The sequence below is a fragment of the Embleya sp. NBC_00888 genome, from assembly GCF_045207655.1.
GTDB lineage: Bacteria > Actinomycetota > Actinomycetes > Streptomycetales > Streptomycetaceae > Embleya.
This window is the reverse complement of the sequence record NZ_CP108784.1, coordinates 4,198,344-4,221,280: the sequence shown is the minus strand read 5'-3', so window position 1 is coordinate 4,221,280 and position 22,937 is coordinate 4,198,344. Positions and strand designations below refer to the sequence as shown.

General features: G+C 69.4%; 21 protein-coding genes, 1 tRNA gene, 1 other RNA gene and 1 pseudogene. 17 read left to right on the top strand and 7 right to left on the bottom strand.

Annotated features, from left to right (window positions below):
* Positions 1-7 precede the first annotated feature (7 nt).
* From OG948_RS17545 to OG948_RS17520, 6 genes are all read left to right on the top strand, one after another.
* Positions 8-1,198, top strand: a complete 1,191-nt coding sequence (locus OG948_RS17545; RefSeq protein WP_406297461.1) for a JmjC domain-containing protein — start codon at positions 8-10, stop codon at positions 1,196-1,198.
* Positions 1,195-2,097: an aldo/keto reductase gene (locus OG948_RS17540; protein WP_406297460.1), complete on the top strand. Its 903-nt coding sequence runs from the start codon at positions 1,195-1,197 to the stop codon at positions 2,095-2,097. Before OG948_RS17545 ends, OG948_RS17540 begins: the two co-directional genes overlap by 4 nt.
* The gene (locus OG948_RS17535; protein ID WP_406297459.1) at positions 2,081-2,920 is read left to right on the top strand and encodes a hypothetical protein; all 840 of its coding nucleotides are present in this window, start codon (positions 2,081-2,083) and stop codon (positions 2,918-2,920) included. Before OG948_RS17540 ends, OG948_RS17535 begins: the two co-directional genes overlap by 17 nt.
* A 238-nt stretch (positions 2,921-3,158) precedes the next feature.
* The gene (locus OG948_RS17530; protein WP_406297458.1) at positions 3,159-3,554 is read left to right on the top strand and encodes an ATP-binding protein; all 396 of its coding nucleotides are present in this window, start codon (positions 3,159-3,161) and stop codon (positions 3,552-3,554) included.
* Complete coding sequence (locus OG948_RS17525; protein ID WP_406297457.1) at positions 3,551-4,768, top strand: endonuclease/exonuclease/phosphatase family protein; 1,218 nt, start codon at positions 3,551-3,553, stop codon at positions 4,766-4,768. The genes OG948_RS17530 and OG948_RS17525 overlap by 4 nt, the downstream gene beginning before the upstream one ends.
* A gap of 569 nt (positions 4,769-5,337) precedes the next feature.
* Positions 5,338-5,868 carry a hypothetical protein gene (locus OG948_RS17520; protein WP_406297456.1) on the top strand — a complete coding sequence of 177 codons (531 nt, stop codon included), beginning with the start codon at positions 5,338-5,340 and terminating at the stop codon, positions 5,866-5,868.
* Between the two features lie 76 nt (positions 5,869-5,944).
* On the opposite strand, the gene OG948_RS17515 is transcribed toward OG948_RS17520, so the two are convergent.
* The 3 genes from OG948_RS17515 to OG948_RS17505 form a co-directional block, all read right to left on the bottom strand.
* On the bottom strand, positions 5,945-6,253 hold the full coding sequence (locus tag OG948_RS17515; RefSeq protein ID WP_406297455.1) for a hypothetical protein: 309 nt from the start codon (positions 6,251-6,253) through the stop codon (positions 5,945-5,947).
* A gap of 183 nt (positions 6,254-6,436) precedes the next feature.
* Positions 6,437-8,158, bottom strand: a complete 1,722-nt coding sequence (locus OG948_RS17510) for a relaxase/mobilization nuclease domain-containing protein (protein ID WP_406297454.1) — start codon at positions 8,156-8,158, stop codon at positions 6,437-6,439.
* The gene (locus OG948_RS17505) at positions 8,155-8,793 is read right to left on the bottom strand and encodes a plasmid mobilization protein (protein WP_406297453.1); all 639 of its coding nucleotides are present in this window, start codon (positions 8,791-8,793) and stop codon (positions 8,155-8,157) included. Before OG948_RS17505 ends, OG948_RS17510 begins: the two co-directional genes overlap by 4 nt.
* Positions 8,794-8,867: 74 nt before the next feature.
* On the opposite strand from OG948_RS17505, the pseudogene OG948_RS17500 reads away from it, so the two are divergent.
* A pseudogene (locus OG948_RS17500) lies at positions 8,868-9,188 on the top strand (transposase); the annotation flags it as partial.
* Between the two features lie 624 nt (positions 9,189-9,812).
* Positions 9,813-10,427 (top strand): hypothetical protein, encoded by a 615-nt coding sequence (locus tag OG948_RS17495; protein WP_406297452.1) that lies wholly within the window; start codon positions 9,813-9,815, stop codon positions 10,425-10,427.
* A 45-nt stretch (positions 10,428-10,472) separates the two neighbouring features.
* Here OG948_RS17495 and OG948_RS17490 read toward each other — a convergent pair whose 3' ends face one another.
* The 4 genes from OG948_RS17490 to ffs form a co-directional block, all read right to left on the bottom strand.
* Positions 10,473-11,387, bottom strand: a complete 915-nt coding sequence (locus OG948_RS17490; protein ID WP_406297451.1) for a hypothetical protein — start codon at positions 11,385-11,387, stop codon at positions 10,473-10,475.
* A 244-nt stretch (positions 11,388-11,631) separates the two neighbouring features.
* Positions 11,632-12,738 carry an ImmA/IrrE family metallo-endopeptidase gene (locus tag OG948_RS17485; protein ID WP_406297450.1) on the bottom strand — a complete coding sequence of 369 codons (1,107 nt, stop codon included), beginning with the start codon at positions 12,736-12,738 and terminating at the stop codon, positions 11,632-11,634.
* A gap of 331 nt (positions 12,739-13,069) precedes the next feature.
* Positions 13,070-13,157: transfer RNA gene (locus OG948_RS17480), tRNA-Ser, on the bottom strand.
* An 83-nt stretch (positions 13,158-13,240) separates the two neighbouring features.
* An RNA gene (gene ffs / locus OG948_RS17475) (signal recognition particle sRNA small type) lies at positions 13,241-13,339 on the bottom strand.
* A gap of 89 nt (positions 13,340-13,428) precedes the next feature.
* Between ffs and OG948_RS17470 the strand changes: the two genes are divergently transcribed.
* The 9 genes from OG948_RS17470 (at position 13,429) to OG948_RS17430 (ending at position 22,902) form a co-directional block, all read left to right on the top strand.
* The gene (locus OG948_RS17470) at positions 13,429-15,606 is read left to right on the top strand and encodes a DNA polymerase III subunit gamma and tau (RefSeq protein ID WP_406297449.1); all 2,178 of its coding nucleotides are present in this window, start codon (positions 13,429-13,431) and stop codon (positions 15,604-15,606) included.
* A 153-nt stretch (positions 15,607-15,759) separates the two neighbouring features.
* On the top strand, positions 15,760-16,104 hold the full coding sequence (locus OG948_RS17465) for a YbaB/EbfC family nucleoid-associated protein (protein ID WP_395866596.1): 345 nt from the start codon (positions 15,760-15,762) through the stop codon (positions 16,102-16,104).
* Between the two features lie 381 nt (positions 16,105-16,485).
* Positions 16,486-17,085 carry a recombination mediator RecR gene (gene recR / locus OG948_RS17460; protein WP_391586320.1) on the top strand — a complete coding sequence of 200 codons (600 nt, stop codon included), beginning with the start codon at positions 16,486-16,488 and terminating at the stop codon, positions 17,083-17,085.
* On the top strand, positions 17,078-17,698 hold the full coding sequence (locus OG948_RS17455; protein ID WP_395866598.1) for a DUF5063 domain-containing protein: 621 nt from the start codon (positions 17,078-17,080) through the stop codon (positions 17,696-17,698). The genes recR and OG948_RS17455 overlap by 8 nt, the downstream gene beginning before the upstream one ends.
* Positions 17,699-17,916: 218 nt before the next feature.
* Entirely contained in the window at positions 17,917-19,185 is a 1,269-nt protein-coding gene (locus OG948_RS17450) for an aspartate kinase (RefSeq protein ID WP_355530902.1), read from the top strand.
* Positions 19,182-20,249 (top strand): aspartate-semialdehyde dehydrogenase, encoded by a 1,068-nt coding sequence (locus OG948_RS17445; RefSeq protein WP_406297448.1) that lies wholly within the window; start codon positions 19,182-19,184, stop codon positions 20,247-20,249. Before OG948_RS17450 ends, OG948_RS17445 begins: the two co-directional genes overlap by 4 nt.
* A 244-nt stretch (positions 20,250-20,493) precedes the next feature.
* On the top strand, positions 20,494-21,081 hold the full coding sequence (locus tag OG948_RS17440; RefSeq protein WP_395867026.1) for a SigE family RNA polymerase sigma factor: 588 nt from the start codon (positions 20,494-20,496) through the stop codon (positions 21,079-21,081).
* Complete coding sequence (locus OG948_RS17435) at positions 21,078-22,067, top strand: DUF4232 domain-containing protein (protein ID WP_406297447.1); 990 nt, start codon at positions 21,078-21,080, stop codon at positions 22,065-22,067. Before OG948_RS17440 ends, OG948_RS17435 begins: the two co-directional genes overlap by 4 nt.
* Positions 22,068-22,110: 43 nt before the next feature.
* The gene (locus OG948_RS17430) at positions 22,111-22,902 is read left to right on the top strand and encodes an SURF1 family protein (RefSeq protein WP_395866604.1); all 792 of its coding nucleotides are present in this window, start codon (positions 22,111-22,113) and stop codon (positions 22,900-22,902) included.
* Positions 22,903-22,937: the final 35 nt, after the last annotated feature.

Below are 22,937 nucleotides of genomic sequence, written 5' to 3'. Positions count from 1 at the left end.
GCCCGACATGACGACCGCCGACACCTCGGTGGTCGCGCGCCTGGGCGGGGAGACCTTCCTCGCCCAGGCGTTCGGCCGAGAGTTCCGTATGGCACGCGGGGACGCCACCACCGTGGCCGGCCTGCTCGGCTGGGAGGACGTGAACGCCATCCTGGCCCGGCATCGCCTCGAACCGCCGCGCCTTCGCCTGTGCTCGGGTGGCGAGATGTTGCCGCAGCACCTGTACACGCGGCCGGTGATCACCCGCCGCAGCACCGTGTGGAACCGCATTCAACCCGCAGCCCTGCACGAGCAGTTGGCTGCGGGTGCCACCCTCGTCCTGGACGCCGCCGACGAACTCCACGCCCGTATCGGCGACCTCGCCGCGCAACTGGAACGCGACTTTCGCACTGCGGTGCAGGCCAACCTGTACGCGTCGTGGACCGCGAACGAAGGCTTCGGGACCCATTGGGACGACCACGACGTCGTTGTCGTCCAGGTCGACGGTGCGAAGCGGTGGCGCCTCTACGGTCCTACCCGTGTCGCGCCGATGCACCGCGACGTCGAAGCCCCCGAACCGCCGCCCGACGAACCGATTGCGGACCTCGTACTCACCCCGGGCGACACGCTGTACGTGCCGCGCGGCTGGTGGCACGCTGTCGCCGCCGAGGACGGCGGGCGGTCCCTGCACCTGACCTTCGGCCTGCAAAGCACGACCGGCGCCGACCTCATCGGCTGGCTCGCCGACACCCTGCGCACGCATCAGGCGGTGCGTGCCGACGTGCCGCAGCTCGGAACGGCACGACAGAAGCAGGACTTCGCCGAAACCCTGCTCAAGCTCATCACGGCCGAGCTCGAAGCCGAAGGCGTGGTCGATCGATACACCGAGTTCCGGGACGCGACCGAACAGCCTCGGACAGCCCCTTCGCTGCCCTACGTCGACGGCGTGCCCGCGTCGCCCGGGCTGCCGGTGAGACTGCTCGTCTCACGGCCATCGGTGACCCGTGACCCGGACGGCCAGGTCGTACTCACGGCAGGGGGCGAGGAGTGGATCTTCGCTCCGCAGGTGCACGCGATGCTCGCCCTTCTCTTGGACGGCCGTTCCCACCGGCTCGGTGAGCTCGCCCAGGCGTCGGGGGTGCGGGTCGAACAGGCCGCAGCCGTGGTCACCGAGCTGGTGTCCGGCCAGGTCGCGCACGTCGGGACGGTGACCACGTGACGGCCACGCTCGCGTTGGGTACCTATCGCTGCCCCGATGTCGCACGCGCGGCCAAGCTCGCGGTGGCCGCCGGCGTCGAGTGGATCGACACCGCGCCGAACTACGGCGCCGGGACGGCCGAGTGCGCTCTGGCGCCGATCCTTGCGGCACACCCTCGAATTCGGGTGTCCACGAAGGTCGGCTTCATGACCCGGGAGGCCGCCGCCGAGGCACTCACCGCAGGGGTTCTCCACCGACGCGAAGCGGGTGTCCGGCACAGCCTGGCGCCCGAGTTCGTGCGTTGGCAGGTCCACCGCAGCCGATCCGAACTCGGTCGACGACCCGACATCGTCTTCCTGCACAATCCCGAACACGCCCCCGAGGGCAGACCTGAGGCCCAAGCCGCGCGACTGCTGTCGGCGATCGCGGCCCTCGAAGAAGCGGCTGCCGAGGGCACGATCGGCGGCTACGGCATCGCGACCTGGACCGGCTTCTCCACCGGCCGGTTCGATGTCGAGACACTGCTGTCCATGGCGCGGACCGTCGCCGGTGAGGGGCACCACCTACGGGCAGTGCAACTCCCCGTATCCCTGGTCCACATCGAACCAGTCGTCGCCGCAATGGCGGGCGGCGGCGTGCTTCGAGACGCCCTCGCCGCGGGTATCGAGGTCTTCGCATCGGCCCCACTGCACGGGGGCGAGCTGCCCGCGATGCTCACACCCGAGGCCGTCGAACTCGTCGGCGACGGACTGACGGCCGCGCAGGCCGCCCTGATCGTGCCGGCCTCCGCGCCGGGAGTGTGTCGTGTCCTGCTCTCCAGCAGCGACCCGGAACACTGGAGCGACGCCATGAAAGCCTGTTCGCGTCCGCCGCTCGACCCGAGCCGACTTCGAAGGATCCGCGATGTTTTCGCCACCTGACGACCCGCGCGAAGTCGCCTTGATGCGCGACGCCTACCGGCGTTCCGCAACCGCTCTCACAGTCGTTCCCGACGACGGCCCCGAAGTGTGGGGCTGGCGCGGCAGGACCCTCGGCGGGCCCGTCGCCGGTGACCACGGCCTGGGGTGGCTGCGACTCGTCCGCGCACCTGTCGACAAGGCCGGAGGCCGGTTGTGGCTCGGGCCGGAGGACGCCGAGAAGACCATCCCGGACTCCGTACCGAGGCCCCGGTTGCGCGGCATCGAGGACTGGGCCGACGGCGACCACGCCTTCCGAGCGGAACTCCACGACCGCGTCACGGCCCGCCCGATCACCACGGCCGGACCGGTACTCCGCGAGGACCCCGGACTCGACGACACGTGGTGGCACGACCTGCGCCGGGCACTCGACCACATCGCCCCCGTGACCACCGACCGCGTCGCCCTGCGACAGGCATACGTCGACCGCGCCATGCCCGAGTACCTCGGACGCCCGATCGACACGACCGTGCCCACCTGGACCACCGCCCACGGCGACCTGCACTGGGCAAACCTGACCGCACCCCAGCTCGCCATCCTGGACTGGGAAGGCTGGGGCACCGCCCCGGCCGGCTACGACGCCGCGATGCTCCACACCTACAGCCTCCTCGTGCCGAACGTCGCAGCCCGAATCCGCAGCGAACTCGCGCACGTCCTGAACACCCCCGCAGGCCGATTCTCCGAACTCGCCGTCATCACCCAGCTCCTCCAGACCACCACCCGCGGCGACAACCTCGACCTGGAACAACCCCTGCGCGCCCGAGCAAGCCAAATTCTCGGCACCTGACCCTTCATCCCAGGAGCGAAGCCGACGGGATCGGCTCAGGTGTAAGTGGCGGCGCGTTGGCTCCGTACCCGGAGAGCCCCTGAAATGGGGCTACCCGCCTGTTCCGCCGTCCTGAGCCCGACACTCCACCCCGCAGCGGAACACAGTTCGCGCACTTGTGTCGCGATTCCGAGCCGGGTCGATCACGCGCACACACGAATGGTTTTCACCACGAATTCCGCGAAGTCTGAGGACAACTGTGCCCAGCGATACTCTCGAACTTCCCTCCGTCCTGCGGTTACGGGGCCCTCGGCCCGTACGGACCGCGCGTGAGCATGCCGCAGCCAGGGCACGAGTCGCCGGCGCCCACGAGGACGATGTCGCCGAGGTGATCAGCGAACTGACCACCAACGTCTTCGTCCACGGCCACCCGACGAGCGCCGTCCTGGTGACCACCCACACGGCCGACGGCCTGTTCTGGGTAACGGTGCTGGCCCGCCAACGCGCGGTGACACTGCCGCAACCCGTCGAGGAACCGGACGCCGAATCCGGACGGGGACTGCTCCTGACCCACGCCTTGACGACCGCCTTTCGATGCGAGCGTCGACAGAGCGGCTACCAGGCGTTCATCGCCGGATTCGCGGTGCACCCGTGATCGGCCGATTCGTTCAACGGGCGGACGCCAGGGTCTTCCACGGTGTCGAGCAGGACATCGACAACGTTCCGTACCCGCTGCGTCCCTCCGCTTTCGAGCGGGTCCGCGCCGGTTGCTGGGCTGCCGTGGAGTGGTGGGACGTGCACGTGCGTTACCGCGAGCTGCATCGCCGGCTCGACGGCGTGCGGGCAGACCTGGTCGGCCTGGGCCTCGACTCCCGGGGCTTCGCCGCCTACGCGGATGCGCTCCGAACGCGCGTTGACCCACGGCTCGCGGACGACGCGCCCCGCATGGCGAGCGAGGCGTCCGATGAGGACTGGTGCGACATGAAGGCGTCCTTCGAAGGCTTGGCCAGGGACTACGCGGCGTTTCAGGCTTTCCGCCGTGGCGGGTTGGCCCAGACGGAGGAGGCGATGCGGCACCCGGTCAGGCGTGTGGGTACCTACAACCTTCTGAACGGTGGCGGTGATCGCTTCCCGTCACAGATGGCGCTCCTGCGGGCCATGGACCTGGATCTCGTCGCCCTGCAGGAGGTTCAGCACGGCACTCGGGACGATCACGCCCTGGAGTGCGCGATCGCGAACGAGCTGGACATGCAGACGATGTTGGCTGCGTCCGCGAGCCACGGTTGCCACCTCGTGCTCGCGTGGAATCCCGCCAGGCTCCGGCGCGTCGGCTACACCGCGGACGCGGCGGAGGGGAAGTTCCACCACACGCTCCAGCGTCTGGAGTTCGTCGTCCCGGACACGGGCGCACCGCTCACGGTCCTGCACACGCATCTGGATCCTTTCTCGGGCGACGATCGCGAGAGCGAGGCCCGGTGGCTCACGGAATATGCGGCGCCCGGTCGGCGCACGCTGCTGCTGGGTGACCTGAACACGATCGGCGCGTTCGACCCCGAACCCGACTGGTCGACCCTCCCCGCCCACCTCCAGTCCCGTCACCGGCTGTGCCGTGAGGACGGGACCCTCGGTCTCACCGACCGGCGGGCGATTCGCCTGCTTGATCGGGCCGGCTTCATCGACCCCTTCGCGGATCTGCAATTAGGGCGCAACACGGTCGGTCACTGGGACGAGAAGGAGGACGGCATCGCCCGCCGGAGCGACCACATCCTTGGCAGCGGACTCACGTTCCGCACAGCGGGCGTCATCGACGACCCGGCCGTGCGGCGGCTCTCGGACCACCTGCCCGCCTACGCGGTCGTCGAGGTCTGAATCGTCCGTCCACCCGCGGGTCATGCAACCTGCTCCGGTCGCGTGAGACGTCCGCGACCGGAGCGGCGACCCTTCGGCGCCGACCCGCGCCGAGCTCCAGCGCCCCGCCCTCGCGCGCACACCCGCGGCGCGGGGGCGGGGTCCCCACACGACGGCCCCGGCGACCGCCGTCGACGGTCCCGGGTATGGCCGTCGGTCATTCCGAGAGAAGGACCTGCCGACGTGACGTACTTCTGCGCTGCCGTTCTGGCCCGGCTGGGCCGACTGTTGTTCGGACCACCGGGAGGCACACACGCCCGCCGATACGAGCCGGCGGCCCACCACTTACCGCCTGCCGCCAACCCTCGGAAGCCGGCGACAGGCGGGCGGACGCCGGCCCGTACGCGCGAGCGTGGGCCGGCAATGGGCCACCCCGAAGGCAGGGAACTCAAGATCTTCCCCCCGGGTCACGAAGCTCCGACGGTGCGGCCGTATCTTCGGGCAGCGGAGCGTCACCGCCGGGCATACGGGGCTGCGGCACCGCATGCGCTCGGGAGCGACCGCGACCTGCGGGTCGCGACGGTGCGCCGGTGAAGCCCGCCGACGAAGGAAGCCCGGAACCCGAACACCTGCCGGACCTGCGGAAGCTGTCCGCGCTCCTGGAGCGGTGGAGGATGGAACCCTGGGCGGAGATCGCCGAAGCAGCCCGTACCGCCGGGATGCTCTTGAGGGACCATCTCGTTGCGAGCGGACGCTGGGAGACTCTCCCTGCGGGCGAACAGGCCGCCGTGCAGTGGGCGATGGCCACCGGTCACGTGCTCGTGACCAAGCCAAGGCGCCATCGGTACCTGGACGAGGACGGCGCGCGTCTGCATCGACTCGCGGAAATTGCCCGCCACGTCGCCGACCTGTGCGACGGCTGGACGCACGGAGAACGTGCGCGTGACGCCCGCCGTGCCGAGGACGTCGGCCGCCGCATGGCGGCGCTGCCGCACGGGTGGCGCGGAGAGGCAATGCGCCGGGTGATGGACGGCGAGGACCCGTTGGCGGTGGTCGCCGAGGCAAGCATCGCCCTGAACATCCTGCGGAACGTGTACGGCATCGACGCCCGTATACCTTGACCTGCGAGGTCGAGCTCGCCAGCCCACAAACCGGCGCCGGCGCCGGGCGGGAACGCTGCCCGGCGCCGCTCGCGGATCAGATGTACGTACCGGCGAGCATGCCGTCGAAGCCGAGGCTGACGAGGGCCTCGGTGTAGGTGGACCAGTAGCGGTCCGGTGGTCCGGTGGTGAGGGTGTCGAAGTCGTCGGGGGCGAGGTCGGGTTCGTGCCATTGGTGTGCGCAGCGGCAGCGGATGAAGGTGTGGCCCCGGTGGTGGACGAGGAGCCAGTCGCGGCGGGCGTCGCAGGCGGGGCAGCGGACGGGGATGCCGGTGACGCGCAGCTCGTCGGGGTGTTCGGTGCACATCGCCAGGTCGTCTTGGTCGTAGGTGCCGGGAGCGGGCATGGGGTGCAGGTTTGGGGCCTGCGGGAGTGCGGGCTGGTGGTCGGGGTGGGGTTGGTGCACGGGGTCCTTTCCGGTCGGGGACGACACACCATGCCCCCGACCGGGGACGGAAGTCCACGGTGTTCCGTGACCCACTTCGGAGCGTGTTCGCGCAGGTCACAGACGTACCGGTGGGTGTCGCGGTCAGCGTCTGCGGTGGTGTTCCTCCGTGGGTGGGAGCCGGTGGCTCGGGGCGGGGGTGGTGGGTCGTGTCAGCGTGGTGCGGGTGCTGCGTGCGGTGGCGGCTCGGGCTCGGGGTGTGGGTTGGTGGAGTTGGCGGCGGATGCGCCAGGTGAGGACTTCGGTGGGTGAGGCGGCGGTGTCGAGTTCGCGTTGCCCGGCGGCGTCGAGCAGGACGGTCGTTGGTGCCTTGCCGGTGCGGGTGGCCTGGGTGAGCGCGGTGTTCAGGGCGGGCCAGGCGGGGTCGGCCAGGATGCGGTCGGCGTGCTCCGGCAGCACCTTCCGCAGGGCCTCCATGACTTCGGGCGTCGCCAGCGGCGTCTCCTCGCCGCGCGCTCCGGGCACGGTGCCGGGCCGGGTTGCGCGCGTGGTCGTGGGGCGTGGCGTGGTGGTGTGGCGGTAGGCGGCCTGGAGGTGGATCAGGGTTTGGTGGGCTGCGGCGGCTTGTTGATGGTGGTTGCGGAGTCGGTGCCAGTGGGCGGCGGCGAGCGCGGCCAGGACGAGGGTGCACAGGATCATGGCGGTGGCCCCGCCGTCCTGTTCGCTGCGGCCGGCCCACAGGAGGTCCCGGGCTGCTGAGCGCAGTGCGTCTCCGGCTCGTTGGTCGGCCCTGACACGGGAACGGGTGGCGCGTGCGAACGCGATCGAAGCCCGGCGGACCTCCAACCGAGTGGGGCCGGTGGTGACGACAACCATTGCCGAGAACGTCTCACCCAGCGCCGAGAGTTGCCCCGCCCCCGCCTCGTCGTAGCCTCGACGCAGGAGCCCGGGGACAGCATCGATTGCGGACGCGGCCCCATACCAAGGTCCGGCGGCGGGGGTGTCGTGGTGGTCGCCTGAGGGGAAGCGGGCGCGGATCTTGGGCAGGGAGAGGTCAGGGGCGAGTGTCCCGCCGGCGAACCAGACGGGTCCACCCTTGGCGTTGGTGTCGTTGGGGAGCGCGACGCTGTAGCCGGCGAGGTCGCCGGAGGGCAGGGTCCGCTTCTTCACCTTGACCCCGAGCCGGTCGAGGTGGCCGAAGAACTCGCTTTCGTTCGCCGATGCGGCCACGGCGGTGCGCACGTGCTCACGCAGGGTCTCGCGGACCGTGGCGGTGTGTCCGCGACGTTGTGCCTTGTGGCGTTCGGGGGCGGTGGGTCGGCGTGCGGCGGTGCGGTCGGGTCGGTCCACGCGGACCAGGCCCCATTCCTCCTCCATGCGGGCGCATTCGGCGCCGTCGCGGAAGACGTCGCGGAAGGTGTCGGGGGCGCGCAGGTCGGCTTGGACGCGGGTGGCGAGGATGTGGATGTGGTCGTCGGCGTGGCGTACCGCGATCCAGCGGCAGCCGTTGGGGTCGCCCGCGGCGGCGATCCCCGCGGCGGCGACCACCCGGCGGGCGGCCTGGGCCCACTGCTCGTCGGTGAGGATCGGGTCGGTGGGGTGGTTACGGAGCGAGCAGTGCCACACGTGCTCGCGCGGTGCGTCGGCGCCGGCCTGGTCCACGCGCACGTCCATGAGGCGGGCCAGGCGGGTCAGGGCGGCGTCGTGTTCCGGTGTGTCGGGGTCGAAGTGTCCGGGCTCGGGGAGGAAGCCCTCCCAGGCGGCCACGATGTGCTGGTCGGTGTGGGGGCTGTGTTTCTTCCCGGGGCCGAACACGTAGTGCAGGGCACCGACCGTCCGGGTGCCCTTGCCGATCTTGACGATCATCCGGTGGCCTCGCGGCCGAGGCGGTGGTCGGTGGCCGCCTCGTAGCGTTCGATGACCGCCGCGCACGCCCGGACGCCGGCGGTGACCGCCTCGGCCAGGACCGCGTCACTCGACCGACTGGCGCCACCGGCGTTGAGGCGGTGGGTGACCTGGTTGAACAAGGTGCCCACCCGGACGACCTCGGTCCGGCCGCGCACCAACTCCTCCAGGAGCGCGTCGTCGGCGGCGTCCGCGCGCGGGTGGGTGGTGTCGAGGGCGCGGGCGAGGGCGGCCTCGGCGATGAACCGGGCCGTCGAGATTCTCGCGGCTCGGGCGGCGCTTGCGATCTCGGCTTTCTCGGTGTCGCTCAGGCGAGTGCTTACGGGCTTGCGCTGGATGGTCTCGCGCTTGCGGCTGCGCGGAGGAGCGTCGGCGACGGCAGCGGGCTGGACGGGCGCACGTGGCGGCGTGTGGGCGACGTCGGGTCGCTGTTCCCCCTCCCGTGGCGCCCCATGGCGCTGCGGGCCGTGTGCGCCGTCCCCGCCCTCGGGGATCGGCGTGCTCGTGTGGGACCGGCCGGGGGACGGTCCCACACCTTGCTTGCTCGCCCCGTCGAGGAGGTTTTTCGTTGTGGCGAAGGGGAGTTCGTCGCTCAAGGTTCTGACTCCAGACTGGGAAAGAGGTCGCCCGCCCGGAACAGCCGGGCGGGCGAGGGTCGATGACGGGTAATGAGGCCTCGTATCCGGCGATCGTGCGGTTGTGGGAACGCAGTTGGGCCGAGATGGTGCCCTTCCTCGCGTTCGACCGCGAGATCCGCACCATCATCTGCACCACCAACGCGATCGAGTCGATCAACGCCCGCTACCGCCGCGCGGCCAACGCCTCCGGGTACTTCCCCAACGAACAGGCCGCCCTCAAACGCCTCTACCTCGCCACCCTCGCCCTCGACCCCACCGGCAAGGGACGCGTGCGCTGGTCCAACAAGTGGAAGGCCGCGCTGAACGCCTTCGACCTGGCCTTCGACGGCCGCGTCACCGCCGGACGCACCTGAGCCGAACCGGCGACGACCGAACGAACGAAATCGAGTCGAAACCCAGACTCACTCAAACGAGACCCCGTACACCTAAATCCTGATACTCCCACCCGCTGCTGCGCGACACTGCCCAGAAGCTCAATGGCCTTCTGTGGGCACCCGGCGAACCTTTGAAGTCAGGCCACGAAGACCGGTCTTGACGTCGTGTGGGGCTTGATCTGATCGGGGTTGAGCCCCACAGGCTCGCTGTTTCTCTGTGATCCGATGCGCTCGTCGGCCCGATTACGCACAGCATGGTTGGACTGTCGGGCGGCCCGAAATCGGAAAGTAATCGAGACAACTGGACCGCGCGACCTTGAATGCCGTTAGCATCGGCCTGGCGACGGGAGCAGCCCAAACGATGCGCGAGTTGACCACTATGTGGCTTCTTGTGCTCATATTTGTTCGATTCGAGCAAGGTTCGGCAGCTGAGTGTGTACAGGTGATTGCTGCGTGTCCTGGTGCGGGTAGTCGCCGTTAGGACTGAGAGCCTGTGAGGGCGACCCTCTGCTGGCAGTTGAGCGCGTGCACCCAGACCGAAACGTGCGGTGTGGCGGCGGCAAGCCATGGGGGCGGATCGAGAGTTGGCAAGGTGACGTCACGGTGAGTGCAGCACGAGCAGCCATGGAAATGGTCTCTGCACCTGGCGCGCCGGATGTGCTGTTGCCGCACGGTTCCGAGACTGCCGTCGTTGATGTTCTCGGGGTCACCGCTGTCGTGGCTTACCGCAGGGACGTGTGCGAACATCGCCGGCGGCGCGAAGCCGGGACTGGAGCCCTGAGGCGCATCGATGTTCTTGAACTTTTGATGGGCCTTCCCGAAGGCGAACCCGTTCCCATCGCATCACTCGGTGAGGTCGAACGGCGCGCGCTCAAGGCCATGCCGCCAGGCGTCGTAGTTCGTCAAGATGGGAACGTCATCCGTCGGGCCATTGAGCCCGTGCGTGTTGCTCTGGCTGTTGTCCCGGCGCGAGGTTGGGACTCGGCTTTGGAGAAGGTCGAGCGTTTCACGCCCTTCTGCGCGCGGGCTGTGCTCGTGGAAGGGACGCTGCGCCGTCGAGCAGACGCCTTGATGCAGGCCGACTTCTACGGAATCGGGTTGTGGATAGCGAGCGGTGACGGGGTCGATGTCCTAGTTCCGCCGCGGCCGTTCGTTCGGAAGAGGTACACCGCTGCCGGGTGGCGCTTTGCCGAAGATGTCTATCGCCAACTGATGTAGCGCCGCACCAGTCACGTGTGGATGAACCGTCCAGACCCTTGCGCGCTAGTGCCCGAGGACGGGAAGACTGGCCCAAGCCTTGAGCGGCTTGGGCACCTGGAATCCGCCCCTGGATGAGAGACCGAGGCGTTGGTTCTCCAAGGAGTACCGGTCGATGGCTGCCGCACACTTGTCGCGCCACCACGCTTGCCGGGCTGTCCCTGGGGATCGAGCGGCCATCGTGAAGAACCATTCGCGCCAGATGAGGTTGTTGTGGTCCTCGGCCTCCATGCGCGCAAGTGGATCGAAGCGGTGCAGCCCGCGGCCGTCGCATACGTCGCACGAACACCGGGGAGGGTCCTCGTTCGCGTACCGATCAGCGATGACGTTGCCCTTCGTGAAACACATAAGGTCCGGCAGAAGCACACTTGCATGCCATGGGCCGTTGAAGCCGGACGATAGGGCCCGTTCGTGCGCGGGAACCGAGTGACGCATCGAACTGTCGCCGCCGATGCCAGCGAACAACGCCCCGTGGGCCATCGCGTCAAGACCTGCGAGGTCCGTGCGCATCAAGGCCATGTGCTCAACCTCCCCCATCAACCGCCGAAGATTGGCGGGCAACTCTTTCGAATCTGCCGACGGGTCGAACTGTCCGGTCATGATCAAAGCCTTGGGCTGCGTGATCCGCGCGCAGACTCCGATGAGCTGCTTGATGTGATCGTCTTTGAGCCAACCAGCACCGACCGGAAGGGAAACGATCACGTCTCCTCGTTCGATGCGCTTTGCAGCGTGCCATACAGCCTTCAGCGCCTTGGAGTTCGCTGTCGGGATGTAGCCGGTCGGAGTCAGAGCAGCGCTGGCCCCTCTGGCTTTCTGAAAACTCAAAGATGTCTCGACTTCGCCGAACATATCGTCGCTCGGCAGAAGGAACGGAGATTCTTCCGTCGCAGTGTGCGTCGTGTAGGCCACGGTGTCGATCAACAGCGGGCCTGTGTATCCAACTAATGTACGAAGTTGGTAGGCCCTAGCGTCGGCATTGATTCCGGTGACCACGACTCCGCCGAGCTCTTCGTCGATCGAGGGGCGTGTCCGCGGGACGAACCTCGCGTTCTCATGTTGCAATACCCGCCCGCGTAGAAGGGGGAGGGGTGAAACGTTGGCATCCAAGATCCGGAGCACGGGAGGACGCCGACCAGGGAGCGGGTGATCGGTCACTGCTTTTACCTCACGGGTGAGCCGAGTCCCAAGGGGCATCGGACGAGGGTACGCACAAGTAGATCTCGTGGAACTCCTCGGGATCCAGACCAGCGAGGTTGGCTGCCTGGGCCGTGTCGAGGTTTTGCTGTCGGGCAAGTCGGGTGACGACTTGAGCGACGTGTTGCGGGGTTTCGCGGGGTACCTGTCCAGGCTCTCTGGTTCGGTAGCCCAGCGCGGACATCTCTACCATCAGATTCCGGTACTGCCACTCCTTGATGATGCTCAAGGAGTATGCCCGGCGGATGAGGGCCGCCATGGACGTTCCCCAACGGTCTTTGAGGGCGAGTAGCTTCGGGAGATCTACTCCCTGTTGCAAGTCATCGATGATGACATCGGCCGGCATCAAGAACTGGGACGCGAAAAGATCGGCCTCGCGCTCCTGCTGTTTCGCATCGCCGGGACGAGTGTGCATCACAACGTGGCCGAGTTCGTGGGCGAGACTGAAACGGAAACGGTCGCCCGGTGCTGCGGAGTTCAGCAAGAACAAGGGAGTCCCTTGAGGGGGCCACTGGCTGACAGCGTCAAGTGCGGCGGTTTGTAGGTCTCTGACTACAACCAGTGCGCCGGCGTCCTCCAGCAAACCGACCAAATCCTTGATCGGCCCAGAAGCGACGCCCCACTCTTCGCGAACCGTATCTGCGGCGTCTTGCGGACTGTCGATGTCTGTGACCTCGACAGGACGAAAACGATGATCGCAGCGGGGGTGGAGTGCCTCGGTCAGTGCATCAACTTGCCAGCGAGTACAGGCCAGTACGGCATGCACTCGGCGCAGATCTGTCATCCCCAGCGAGGCCCGCTTGCGATGATGGATGAGCCCGACGCCAACACCACGCAGTTCCGAGGCGGAACAGAGCATCTTGGGTGTGTAGTGCAGGGCGGCTGCAAAAAGTGCGAGCCGATCCCCCCGGACAGCCAACCGACCAGCCTCTGAACGGCTCACATACCCCTGTGAGATCCGGTTCCCACCATCCAGCTTGGACATCGCAGCGACTAGATCAGCCTGCGTCCAACCCCGCGACTCGCGCGCCAGCACAAGCATGGCGGGGTGGGCCACAAGGTCGTTTTCGATCGCCATGCCGCCTCACCTCCACCTAGCCAACCCGTCGATGCTAACTGATGATACGCAGAATCATGCCTCAAAATATTCCGAGCCGTAGGAGCTGAGAGCCGCGCGTACTCTCTGTCATGGACCGTTGGCCTTGTGTGGCGGTGCCGAGCCCTCGGTGAGGTCGGCTCAGGATTCGTCTCAGATCACAAGGCGGCCGCAGGTGGGACTGTGTGTGCGCTGTCAGGGCCAGGAACTGACCTGCTGTCCTTCCGGACTGAACTGCAACCAGAACTGCAACCACAACGACGTCAGCCCGGATCGTCGGAACGATCCGGGCTGACGTTTTGCCTGTTCAGGCTGGCGGAGGATACGAGATTCGAACTCGTGAGGGTGTGAACCCAACACGCTTTCCAAGCGTGCGCCCTAGGCCACTAGGCGAATCCTCCGTGCGGAAGCTTACAGGAGGTCGGTGGGTGCTCGCGCACCCCTATTCGAAGGGGGCGGAGGGGTGCGGCCAAGGGGGTGGGGAAACTGTGAACCCCCCGTGCACCCGGCAGAGCCTCCCTATCCTTGCTGCCTTCCGGCCCTGGGGAGGTTCAGGAGGATACCGCCGCACGGGGGGTCCGGGGCCAACAGTACCCGACCGGGGTCGGTGATCGGGCACCGGTGGGTGATGAGGGTCCGCGTCTGTCGTTCGGCCCGGCTATCGTCGGGGGCGTGTCGCTCGCCCTCTACCGTCGCTACCGCCCCGAGACCTACGCAGAGGTCATCGGGCAGGAGCACGTGACGGAACCCCTCATGCAGGCCCTGCGGAACAACCGCGTCAATCACGCCTACCTGTTCAGTGGGCCGCGAGGGTGTGGCAAGACCACCAGCGCGCGCATTCTCGCCCGGTGTCTCAATTGTGAGCAGGGGCCCACGCCCACGCCGTGCGGCGAGTGCCAGTCGTGTCGGGACCTCGGTCTCGGCGGGCCCGGCAGCATCGACGTGATCGAGATCGACGCCGCGTCGCACGGTGGTGTGGACGACGCGCGCGATCTGCGGGAGAAGGCGCACTTCTCGCCGGTGAGTTCGCGCTACAAGATCTACATCATCGACGAGGCCCACATGGTCACGTCGGCGGGCTTCAACGCGTTGCTCAAGGTGGTCGAGGAGCCGCCGGAGCACCTGAAGTTCATCTTCGCGACGACCGAGCCGGAGAAGGTGATCGGGACCATCCGGTCCCGCACGCACCACTACCCGTTCCGCCTGGTGCCGCCCGGCGTGCTGCGCGACCACCTCGCGTCGGTGTGCGAGACCGAGGGCATCAAGGTCGAGCCGGCCGTGCTGCCGCTGGTCGTACGGGCCGGGGCCGGGTCGGTGCGGGACTCGATGTCGGTGATGGACCAGTTGCTCGCGGGCGCCACCGACGACGGTGTCACCTATGCGATGGCCACCTCGCTGCTCGGGTTCACCGACCGGTCGCTGCTGGACGACGTCGTCGAGGCGTTCGTCGCGCAGGACGGCGCGGCCGCCTTCGAGTTGGTCGACCGGGTGATCGAGGGAGGCTACGACCCGCGTCGGTTCGTGGCCGACCTGCTGGAGCGACTGCGCGACCTGGTGATCCTGGCCGCCGTGCCGGACGCGGCCGACAAGGGCCTGATCGACGTGCCGGCCGATCAGTTGGAGCGCATGGTCCGGCACGCCGCCGAGTTCGGCCGGGCCGGGCTCACCCGCGCCGCGGACATCGTCAACACCGGCCTCACCGAGATGCGTGGCGCCACCGCGCCCCGGCTCCAGTTGGAGCTGATCTGCGCGCGGGTACTGCTGCCCGCCGTCGACTCCGGTGAGCAGAGTTTGCAGACTCGGCTGGAACGACTGGAGCGCCGGGTGTCCGTCGGCGGCCTCCCCGCCGGGCCCGCCGCACCGGACCACGCCCGCGCCGACGCGCCGCCCCCCGCGGCGACCCGGCCGCATCAGGCCGCCCCGGCCCAGGTCCAAGCCCCGGCCGCGGCGCCGACCCAGGCTCCCGTACCGCCTCCCACGGCACCGCAGCCGCAGCAACAGGCGCAGCAACACCAGCAGCCACAGCCCCAGACCCAGCAGCCCCCCGCGCCCGCCCCCGGTGCCTGGCCCCAGGCCCGCACCGCCGGCTCCGGCCCGCCCCCGTCCGCCGCGCCACAACACCAGGCCCAACCAGGCCGGCAGGCCCAACAGCAGCACACCCAGGCAACACCCCCGCCCGCCGCCACCCCCGCCCAAGGCACCGGCGACCTCACCCGCGTGCACGAGATGTGGCCGCAGATCCTGGACGCCGTCCGCAGCCGCAACCGGGTGGCCTGGATGATGCTCCAGACCGTGACCGTGGCCGGATTCGACGGCGCCACGCTGACCCTCGCGTTCGAGCAGGCCGGCGCCCGCGAGGGCTTCCGCAGCAGCGGCCGGGACGAGATCGTGCGCCAGGCCGTCCTGGACGCGTTCGGCTTCGACTGGCGGATCGATTGCGTCGTTGTCGGCGAGGGCGCCGCGGCGCCCGCCCGCCGCCCCGCCACGCCGGCCCCGGTCCCGACCACGACGCCCCAGGCCGGCGGCCGACCCGTCACGCCCCCCGCACCCGCCGCCGCTCCGCCCCCCGGCGCGTGGCCCGGCGCTCCGACGGCCCCCGCGGCCACGCCCCCGCCGGCCCCCGCCCAACCCCGCCCCGCCACCGGCGCCCCGTCGCAGGCAGCGCCGCCCGCCCGACCGCAACCGCAGCAGGCACCGCCCCCACCGCCGCCCGAGCCGGACTACGACATCCCCGAGGACATCGGCCGGTACGACGACGAGGACCTTGCGGACGACGGCGGCCTGTCCACCCACGAACTGCTCGCCCGCGAGCTGGGCGCCACGATCATCGACGAGTCGCCCACCACCTGACCCACCCGCCACCCGCCCCAGCACCGAAGCCGATGCGTGCCGCCGCCGCGCATCGGCCCCGCCCGGAGCCGTAGGCTCGACCGCAGGACGGCCGCCGCGCAGGGCCGCCCCGAGGCGGTGCGAAGCCGCGTCCGAGCGACGAAGGGTGTCCAGGTGTTTCCCGGTGGTGGCCAGCCCGACATGCAGCAGTTGCTGCAGCAGGCGCAGAAGATGCAGCAGGACCTCATGGCGGCGCAGGACGAACTCGCCCGCACCCAGGTCACCGGGAGCGCCGGCGGCGGCCTGGTGACCGCGACCGTCTCAGGTGCCGGCGAACTGCTGGCTCTGGAGATCTCGCCGTCCGCGGTGGATCCTGAGGACACGGAGACCCTCGGCGACCTCATCGTCGCCGCGGTGCGCGACGCCAACCGCGCGGCCTTGGAGATGCAGTCCCGGTTGATGGGCCCGCTGGCCCAGGGCATGGGCGGTGGCGGCCCACTGGGGTTGCCCGGCATGTGAGCCGGGTCCACACGACCGAAAGCCGAGCCCACCGAGAAGCCACCGACAAGGCCGAAGCCCAAGGCCCAAGCTCAGGCCGAAGCCCAAGGCCCAAGCTCAGGCCGAAGCCCAAGGCCCAAGCTCAGGCCGAAGCCCAAGGCCCAAGCTCAGGCCGAAGCGCAAGGCCCAAGCTCAGGCCGAAGCGCAAGGCCAAGCCCAAGCGCAAGCCCAAGCCCAAGGCCCCAAGCCCAAGGCTCAAGCCCAAGCCCCACCGACAAACCCCAAGCCCCCCACAAGCCCACCGACGACCGACCACCAACCACCGACCACCAACCACCGACCACCAACCACCAACCCCACCAACAAGCCCACGAAGAACCAGAGCGAGCAGGGAGACGGTAGGTGTACGAAGGCGTCGTACAGGACCTCATCGACGAGCTGGGCCGACTGCCCGGTGTAGGGCCGAAGAGCGCGCAACGCATCGCCTTCCACCTCCTGGCGGCCGACCCGGCCGACGTCCGGCGCCTCGTGCACGCGCTCACCGAGGTCAAGGACAAGGTGCGCTTCTGCGCCACATGCGGCAACGTGGCGGAGTCGGAGCAGTGCCGCATCTGCCTCGATCCGCGACGCGACGTCGCGGTGATCTGCGTGGTCGAGGAGTCCAAGGATGTCGTGGCGATCGAGAAGACCCGCGAGTTCCGAGGCCGCTACCACGTGCTCGGCGGCGCGATCAGCCCGATCGAGGGCGTGGGACCCGACGACCTGCGGATCCGTGAACTGATGACCCGGCTCGCGGACGGTGTGGTGACCGAGTTGATCCTGGCCACCGACCCGAACCTGGAAGGAGAGGCGACCGCGACGTATCTGGCTCGCCTGTGCAAGCCGATGGGTCTGCGAGTGACCCGGTTGGCCAGCGGGCTGCCGGTTGGGGGCGACCTGGAGTACGCCGACGAGGTCACGCTCGGGCGTGCCTTCGAGGGGAGACGACTGCTCGATGTCTGACGACCTGAACGAATTCACCGGAGAGATCGCCGACCAGATCGACAGCTTCGTCCTGGCCGTCACCGAGGTGGCCAAGGGCGAGGAGCCGGAGCAGGCGGTGTCGATGCTGCTCCTGGAGGTCTCGCAGTTGATGCTCGCGGGCGGCCGGCTCGGCGCGATCGCCGACATCGTGCCCGACGACCGCTTCGAGCCCGACTCGGGTCCCGATCCGGATGTCGACGCGCTGCGTTCGGCGCTGTCCCGGCTGCTGGAGCCGATCGACGTCTACTACGAGGTCTTCGACCCGTACGTGCCCAAGTCCAAGCCGGTCGCCGCGCGGCTGTCGGACGACGTCGCAGACGTGGTCGCCGACCTCGCGCACGGGCTGGCCCACCATCGGGCCGGACGCAGCCGCGAGGCGCTGTGGTGGTGGCAGTTCTCGTACCTGTCCAACTGGGGCGCGACCGCCAGCGCCGTGCTGCGCGCGCTGCAGTCGGTGGTGTCGCACGCCCGCCTGGACGATCCGATCATGGAGAGTCTGGACCCGGCCGGCCAGGCACTGGCCGACGAGTTGGTCGACGAGCTCGCCGAGCAGCTCGACGAGGCCGTGGTCCTGGGCGGCCCGCACACCTGAGTCGTCGCCCGAACCCACCGGGATTCGATATCACCGGAATTCGGGCGAAAGGCGAGCGGAGTGCGGACCCGGTACGGCCCGCCCCGGCGCCGACATGGGCGTTCGGTTCCGACTGCCCGCTTAGTGATATGTACGTCTCACAATGTGAATAAAGCTTTGACCACTGTACGGCCTAGTTAGACTGTGCCGACCGCACAGATATCAAGCGAGGAGCGCACGTGGGCCTTGTCGTGCAGAAGTACGGCGGCTCCTCCGTCGCCGATGCCGAAGGCATCAAGCGCGTGGCCAAGCGAATCGTCGACACCAAGAAGCAGGGCCACGAAGTGGTCGTGGTGGTGTCCGCGATGGGCGACACGACGGACGAGCTGATCGATCTGGCGCAGCAGGTGAGCCCCATCCCTTCCGGGCGCGAGCTCGACATGTTGCTCACCGCGGGTGAGCGGATGTCGATGGCGCTGTTGGCGATGGCGATCAAAAACCTGGGCGTCGACGCACGGTCGTTCACCGGCAGCCAAGCCGGTGTGATCACCGACGCGGTCCACAACAAAGCGCGCATCATCGATGTGACGCCGGGGCGGATCCGCTCCGCGCTCGACGAGGGCGCGATCGCGATCGTGGCCGGTTTCCAGGGTGTGTCCCAGGACACGAAGGACATCACCACGCTCGGCCGCGGCGGTTCGGACACCACCGCCGTCGCGCTGGCCGCCGCGCTCAGCGCCGAGGTCTGCGAGATCTACACGGACGTGGACGGCATCTTCACCGCCGACCCCCGTGTGGTGAAGAAGGCCCGGAAGATCTCCCGGATCAGCTACCAGGAGATGCTGGAGCTGGCCGCGAGCGGATCCAAGGTGCTGCACCTGCGGTGCGTCGAGTACGCCCGCCGCTACGACATGCCCGTGCACGTGCGGTCGTCCTTCTCGGGACTCGTCGGCACTTGGGTGACGGATGAACCCGAAGGGGACGACATGGAGCACGCGATCATCTCCGGGGTCGCCCACGACACCAGCGAAGCGAAGATCACGGTGGTCGGGGTCCCGGACAAGCCGGGCGAGGCGGCCAAGATCTTCCGCTTGGTGGCGGACAACGAGATCAACATCGACATGATCGTGCAGAACGTCTCCGCGGCCTCCACGGGCCGTACCGACATCTCCTTCACGCTGCCGATGTCCGACGGGCAGAGCGCGATGACCGCGCTGACCAAGGCCCAGGCCGAGATCGGCTTCGAGTCGCTGCGCTACGACGACCAGATCGGCAAGATCTCGCTGGTCGGCGCCGGCATGCGCTCGCACCCCGGCGTGACCGCCAAGTTCTTCGAATCCCTCACCGGCGCGGGGGTGAACATCGAGCTGATCTCGACATCCGAGATCCGGATCTCGGTGGTCTGTCGCGCCGACGGCGTTCCGGCCGCCGTACAGGCCGTGCACACCGCGTTCGGCCTGGACGACCAGTCCGGCGAAGCCGTCGTCTACGGAGGTACCGGCCGATGACCCGCAAGGACAAGCCCACCCTGGCCGTGGTCGGCGCCACCGGCGCGGTCGGCACGGTGATGCTCGAACTGCTCTCCACCCGCCAGGACGTGTGGGGCGAGATCCGGCTGATCGCCTCGGCGCGTTCCGCGGGCAAGAAGCTCGTCGTACGCGGCGAGGAGGTCGAGGTCATCGCGCTGAGCGAGGAGTGCTTCGAGGGCGTGGACGTCGCGATGTTCGACGTGCCCGACGAGGTCTCCGCGCACTGGGCGCCGATCGCCGCGAGCAAGGGCGCGGTCGCGGTGGACAACTCCGGCGCGTTCCGGATGGACCCCGAGGTCCCGCTCGTGGTGCCCGAGGTCAACGCCGCCGCGGCGCGGGTGCGTCCGCGCGGCATCATCGCCAACCCCAACTGCACGACGCTGACCATGGTCGTCGCGCTGGGCGCGCTGCACGCCGAGCTCGGGCTCAAGGAGCTCGTCGTCGCGTCGTACCAGGCCGCCTCCGGCGCCGGTCAGCCCGGCGTCGACGCGCTGCGCGAGCAGATCGGCAAGGTCGCGGGCAGCCAGACGCTGGGCACCCAGCCCGGCGACGTGCGCCGCGCGGTGGGCGACTTCGGGCCGTTCCCGGCCCCGCTGGCGCTCAACGTGGTGCCGTGGGCCGGCTCGCTCAAGGACGACGGCTGGTCGTCCGAGGAGCTCAAGGTCCGCAACGAGTCCCGCAAGATCCTCGGACTGCCGGACCTGAAGGTGCACACGACCTGCGTGCGCGTCCCGGTGATCACCACGCACTCGCTCGCGGTGCACGCCGTGTTCGAGAACGAGGTGTCGGTCGCCCGCGCGCACGAGATCCTCGACGGTGCCCCCGGCGTCGTGCTGTGCGACGACCCGGAGAACGGCGAGTTCCCGACGCCGGCCGACGTGGTCGGCACCGACCCGACCTGGGTCGGCCGGGTGCGCCGCTCGATCGACGACCCGTTCGCGCTCGACATGTTCATGTGCGGGGACAACCTGCGCAAGGGCGCGGCGTTGAACACGGCCCAGATCGCCGAGGTCGTCGCCGCCGAGCTGACCGAGCGCGACTAGGCCCCGCCCGGCCGCCCCGGACAGGGTCCGGACCCGGGCCGCGAACCGTCGCGGCAGCCGGTGTTCCCCAGGTGGGGACACCGGCTGCCGCGCGTGCGCGGCCGTTTCCCGGCCCCGAGTGGCTGACTGCACGTCACCCTGCCCACTACGGTGGGCGGACGTGTGTCTGAGCCGACGACCGTCCCCGGATCGCAGGCGTATACAACCTTCCCGGGGGGTCGGGTGTCCAACAGTCGTGGCAGAAATGGTCGTGAGGGCGGAACCGGCGCTGCGCCCGGTCCGAATGCCCGTGGTCGGCGCGCTGGATCTGGGCGTTTCGGGAGTTTCCGTGTCCTCTGACGCGGGCGTCTCCATCGACGTCCTCACCGAGACCTACCGCGCGCACTATGGTTCGTTGTTGCGCTTGGCTTCCCTGTTGCTCGACGACACCGATTCGTGTGAGGACGTGGTGCAGGAGTCGTTCGTGCGGGTGCACACCGCCCGGCACCGATTGCGCGAGGCCGACAAGACCCTCGCCTACCTGCGGCAGACCGTGGTCAACCTGTCCCGGTCGACACTGCGGCGTCGGATCATGGGCATGCGACTACTGTCGAAACCCGAGCCGGAATCGACGAGTACCGAGGACGGTTCGCGCCACGTGGCGGAACGCGACGTGCTGGTACGGGCGTTGCGCGAATTGCAACGGCGGCAGCGAGAAGTGATCGTGCTGCGCTATTACGCTGATCTGACAGAGGCTCAGGTGGCCGATCTGCTCGGACTGTCGGTCGGCTCGGTGAAGGCGTACGCCTCACGCGGACTGGAAGCCCTCCGGGCCCGGATGGAGACGCCGTGACGAACACCCCGGGGACTCTCGGTCCCGACCCCGACGACCTCGAGGCAGAGGTGCGCCGGCGGCTGCACGCGGCGGTCGCCGACGTGCGGCCCGCGTCGGACGCGCTGGATCGGCTGCGCGTCGCCGTGCCGGCCCGGCGCCGGCAGCGGCGGGTGGCCACACTCGGGGCCGCCGGGCTGGCGGCCGCGCTGCTGATCGGCACACCGGTGCTGCGCACCGTGGTGGACGGCGGCGACGGCTCGAAGTCGAACGTCGGCGGCATCCGGTCCTCGTCCTCCGCGGTCAACGCCACCGAGCCGTTGCCGGGGCCGAGCGAGGGGATGAGCGCCGGTATCCCGGGCGGGGCCGGCCAGTCGCACCCGGCGACCCGAGGCGGTACGCCCACCAGTGGGTCCGGCGCCTCGATCGCGCCCACCAGCGGGCAGAGCGCGGGCGTGGGCCAGACCGTGCCGCCCGCCACCAGCGCGCCGCCGAGCGGGAGCACGCCACCGGCCAAGCCGACGCCGGCGTGCGCGACCACCGACCTGTCCGGGGAGGACGCCCGGCTGGGACCGATCGGCGCCGACGGCCTGGCGTACGGCGTGCTCCAGGTGCGCAGCAACGCGGCCAAGGACTGCCAGGTGACCGGGCCCGGCGTGGTCTCGGTGGTCTCGCCGCCGGGGAACCCGATCGTGCAGGTGACCGTGCTCCAGCACAAGGCCGGCGACGACGCGGCCGCGCTGCCGGTGCTGCCCGAGACCTCGGGCACGGTCATCGTGCTCCGGCCGGGCCAGGAGTACGAGTTCCAGTTCGCCTGGAAGCCGCAGGCGCCGGGCGCGGACGGCACCTGCGCCGCCGACTCGCCCAAGGCGTCGGTGCCCGCGCTCGGGTACGCGCTGATCGCCAACGACTTCAACGTGGCCAAGGTGACCCTGACGCCCACGTGCGGTGGCACGGTGTACCGCACCGACATCTATCGGACGGGGGCGTACCCGCGAGTGGGGTGACACCCGCGCTCGGGCGCCGTCGGTCGACGGTTACCGTTGGGGGGTGTACCGGTTCCTGCTCCAGCCGCGCTGGCTGGTCTTCCACATGATCGTGCTCGTCGCGGTCCCGGTGTGCGCGGCGCTGGGGTTGTGGCAGTTCCATCGCTACGGCGAGCACAAGGGAGGCGGGAGCACCGGGGAGAAGGTGTCCTCGGCTCCCGCGGTGCCGATCGGTGAACTCGTGCCGCTCGGCGGCCGGGTGGAGGGATCCGACCGCGGCCGCTCGGTCACCGTCACCGGCAGCTATGACGCGGCGCGGCAATTGGTGGTGCCCGGGCGCCGACTCGACGGACGCACGGGGTCGTACGTGGTCACCCCGCTGCTGGTCGACGGCGCCCCGGCGGTCGTCGTCAACCGGGGCTGGGTCGAGGGCACGAGCGTGCCCGCGCCGCCCGCCGGGCCGGTCACCGTCACCGGTCGGTTGGAGTGGTCGGAGGCCGAGCACACCTCGAACGCGGACCGGGCCACCGACCTGCGGGCCGGCCAACTCTCGATGATCAGCACACCCGAACTGGTCAACGTGCTGCCCTATCCGCTCACCGACGGTTTCGTCGCGCTGACCGCGCAGACCCCGGCCGCCGACTCGGCCGCGCTCGCGCCGATGCCGCCGAGCAAGGAGTCCGCGAGCGGCGGCATTTCCGGGCGCGCGTGGCAGAACCTGGGTTACACCGCACAGTGGTTCGTCTTCGCGGGCGCCGCGGTGTTCGTGTGGTGGCGGGTGGTCCGCCGGGAGGCGGACGACCGGGCCGAGGAGCGGGAAGCGGAGTTGCTGGCGGAGTTGGGCGTCAAGACCTGAGGCCGGCGGGGCGGGGTGTTCGGGCCCGGCGCTCG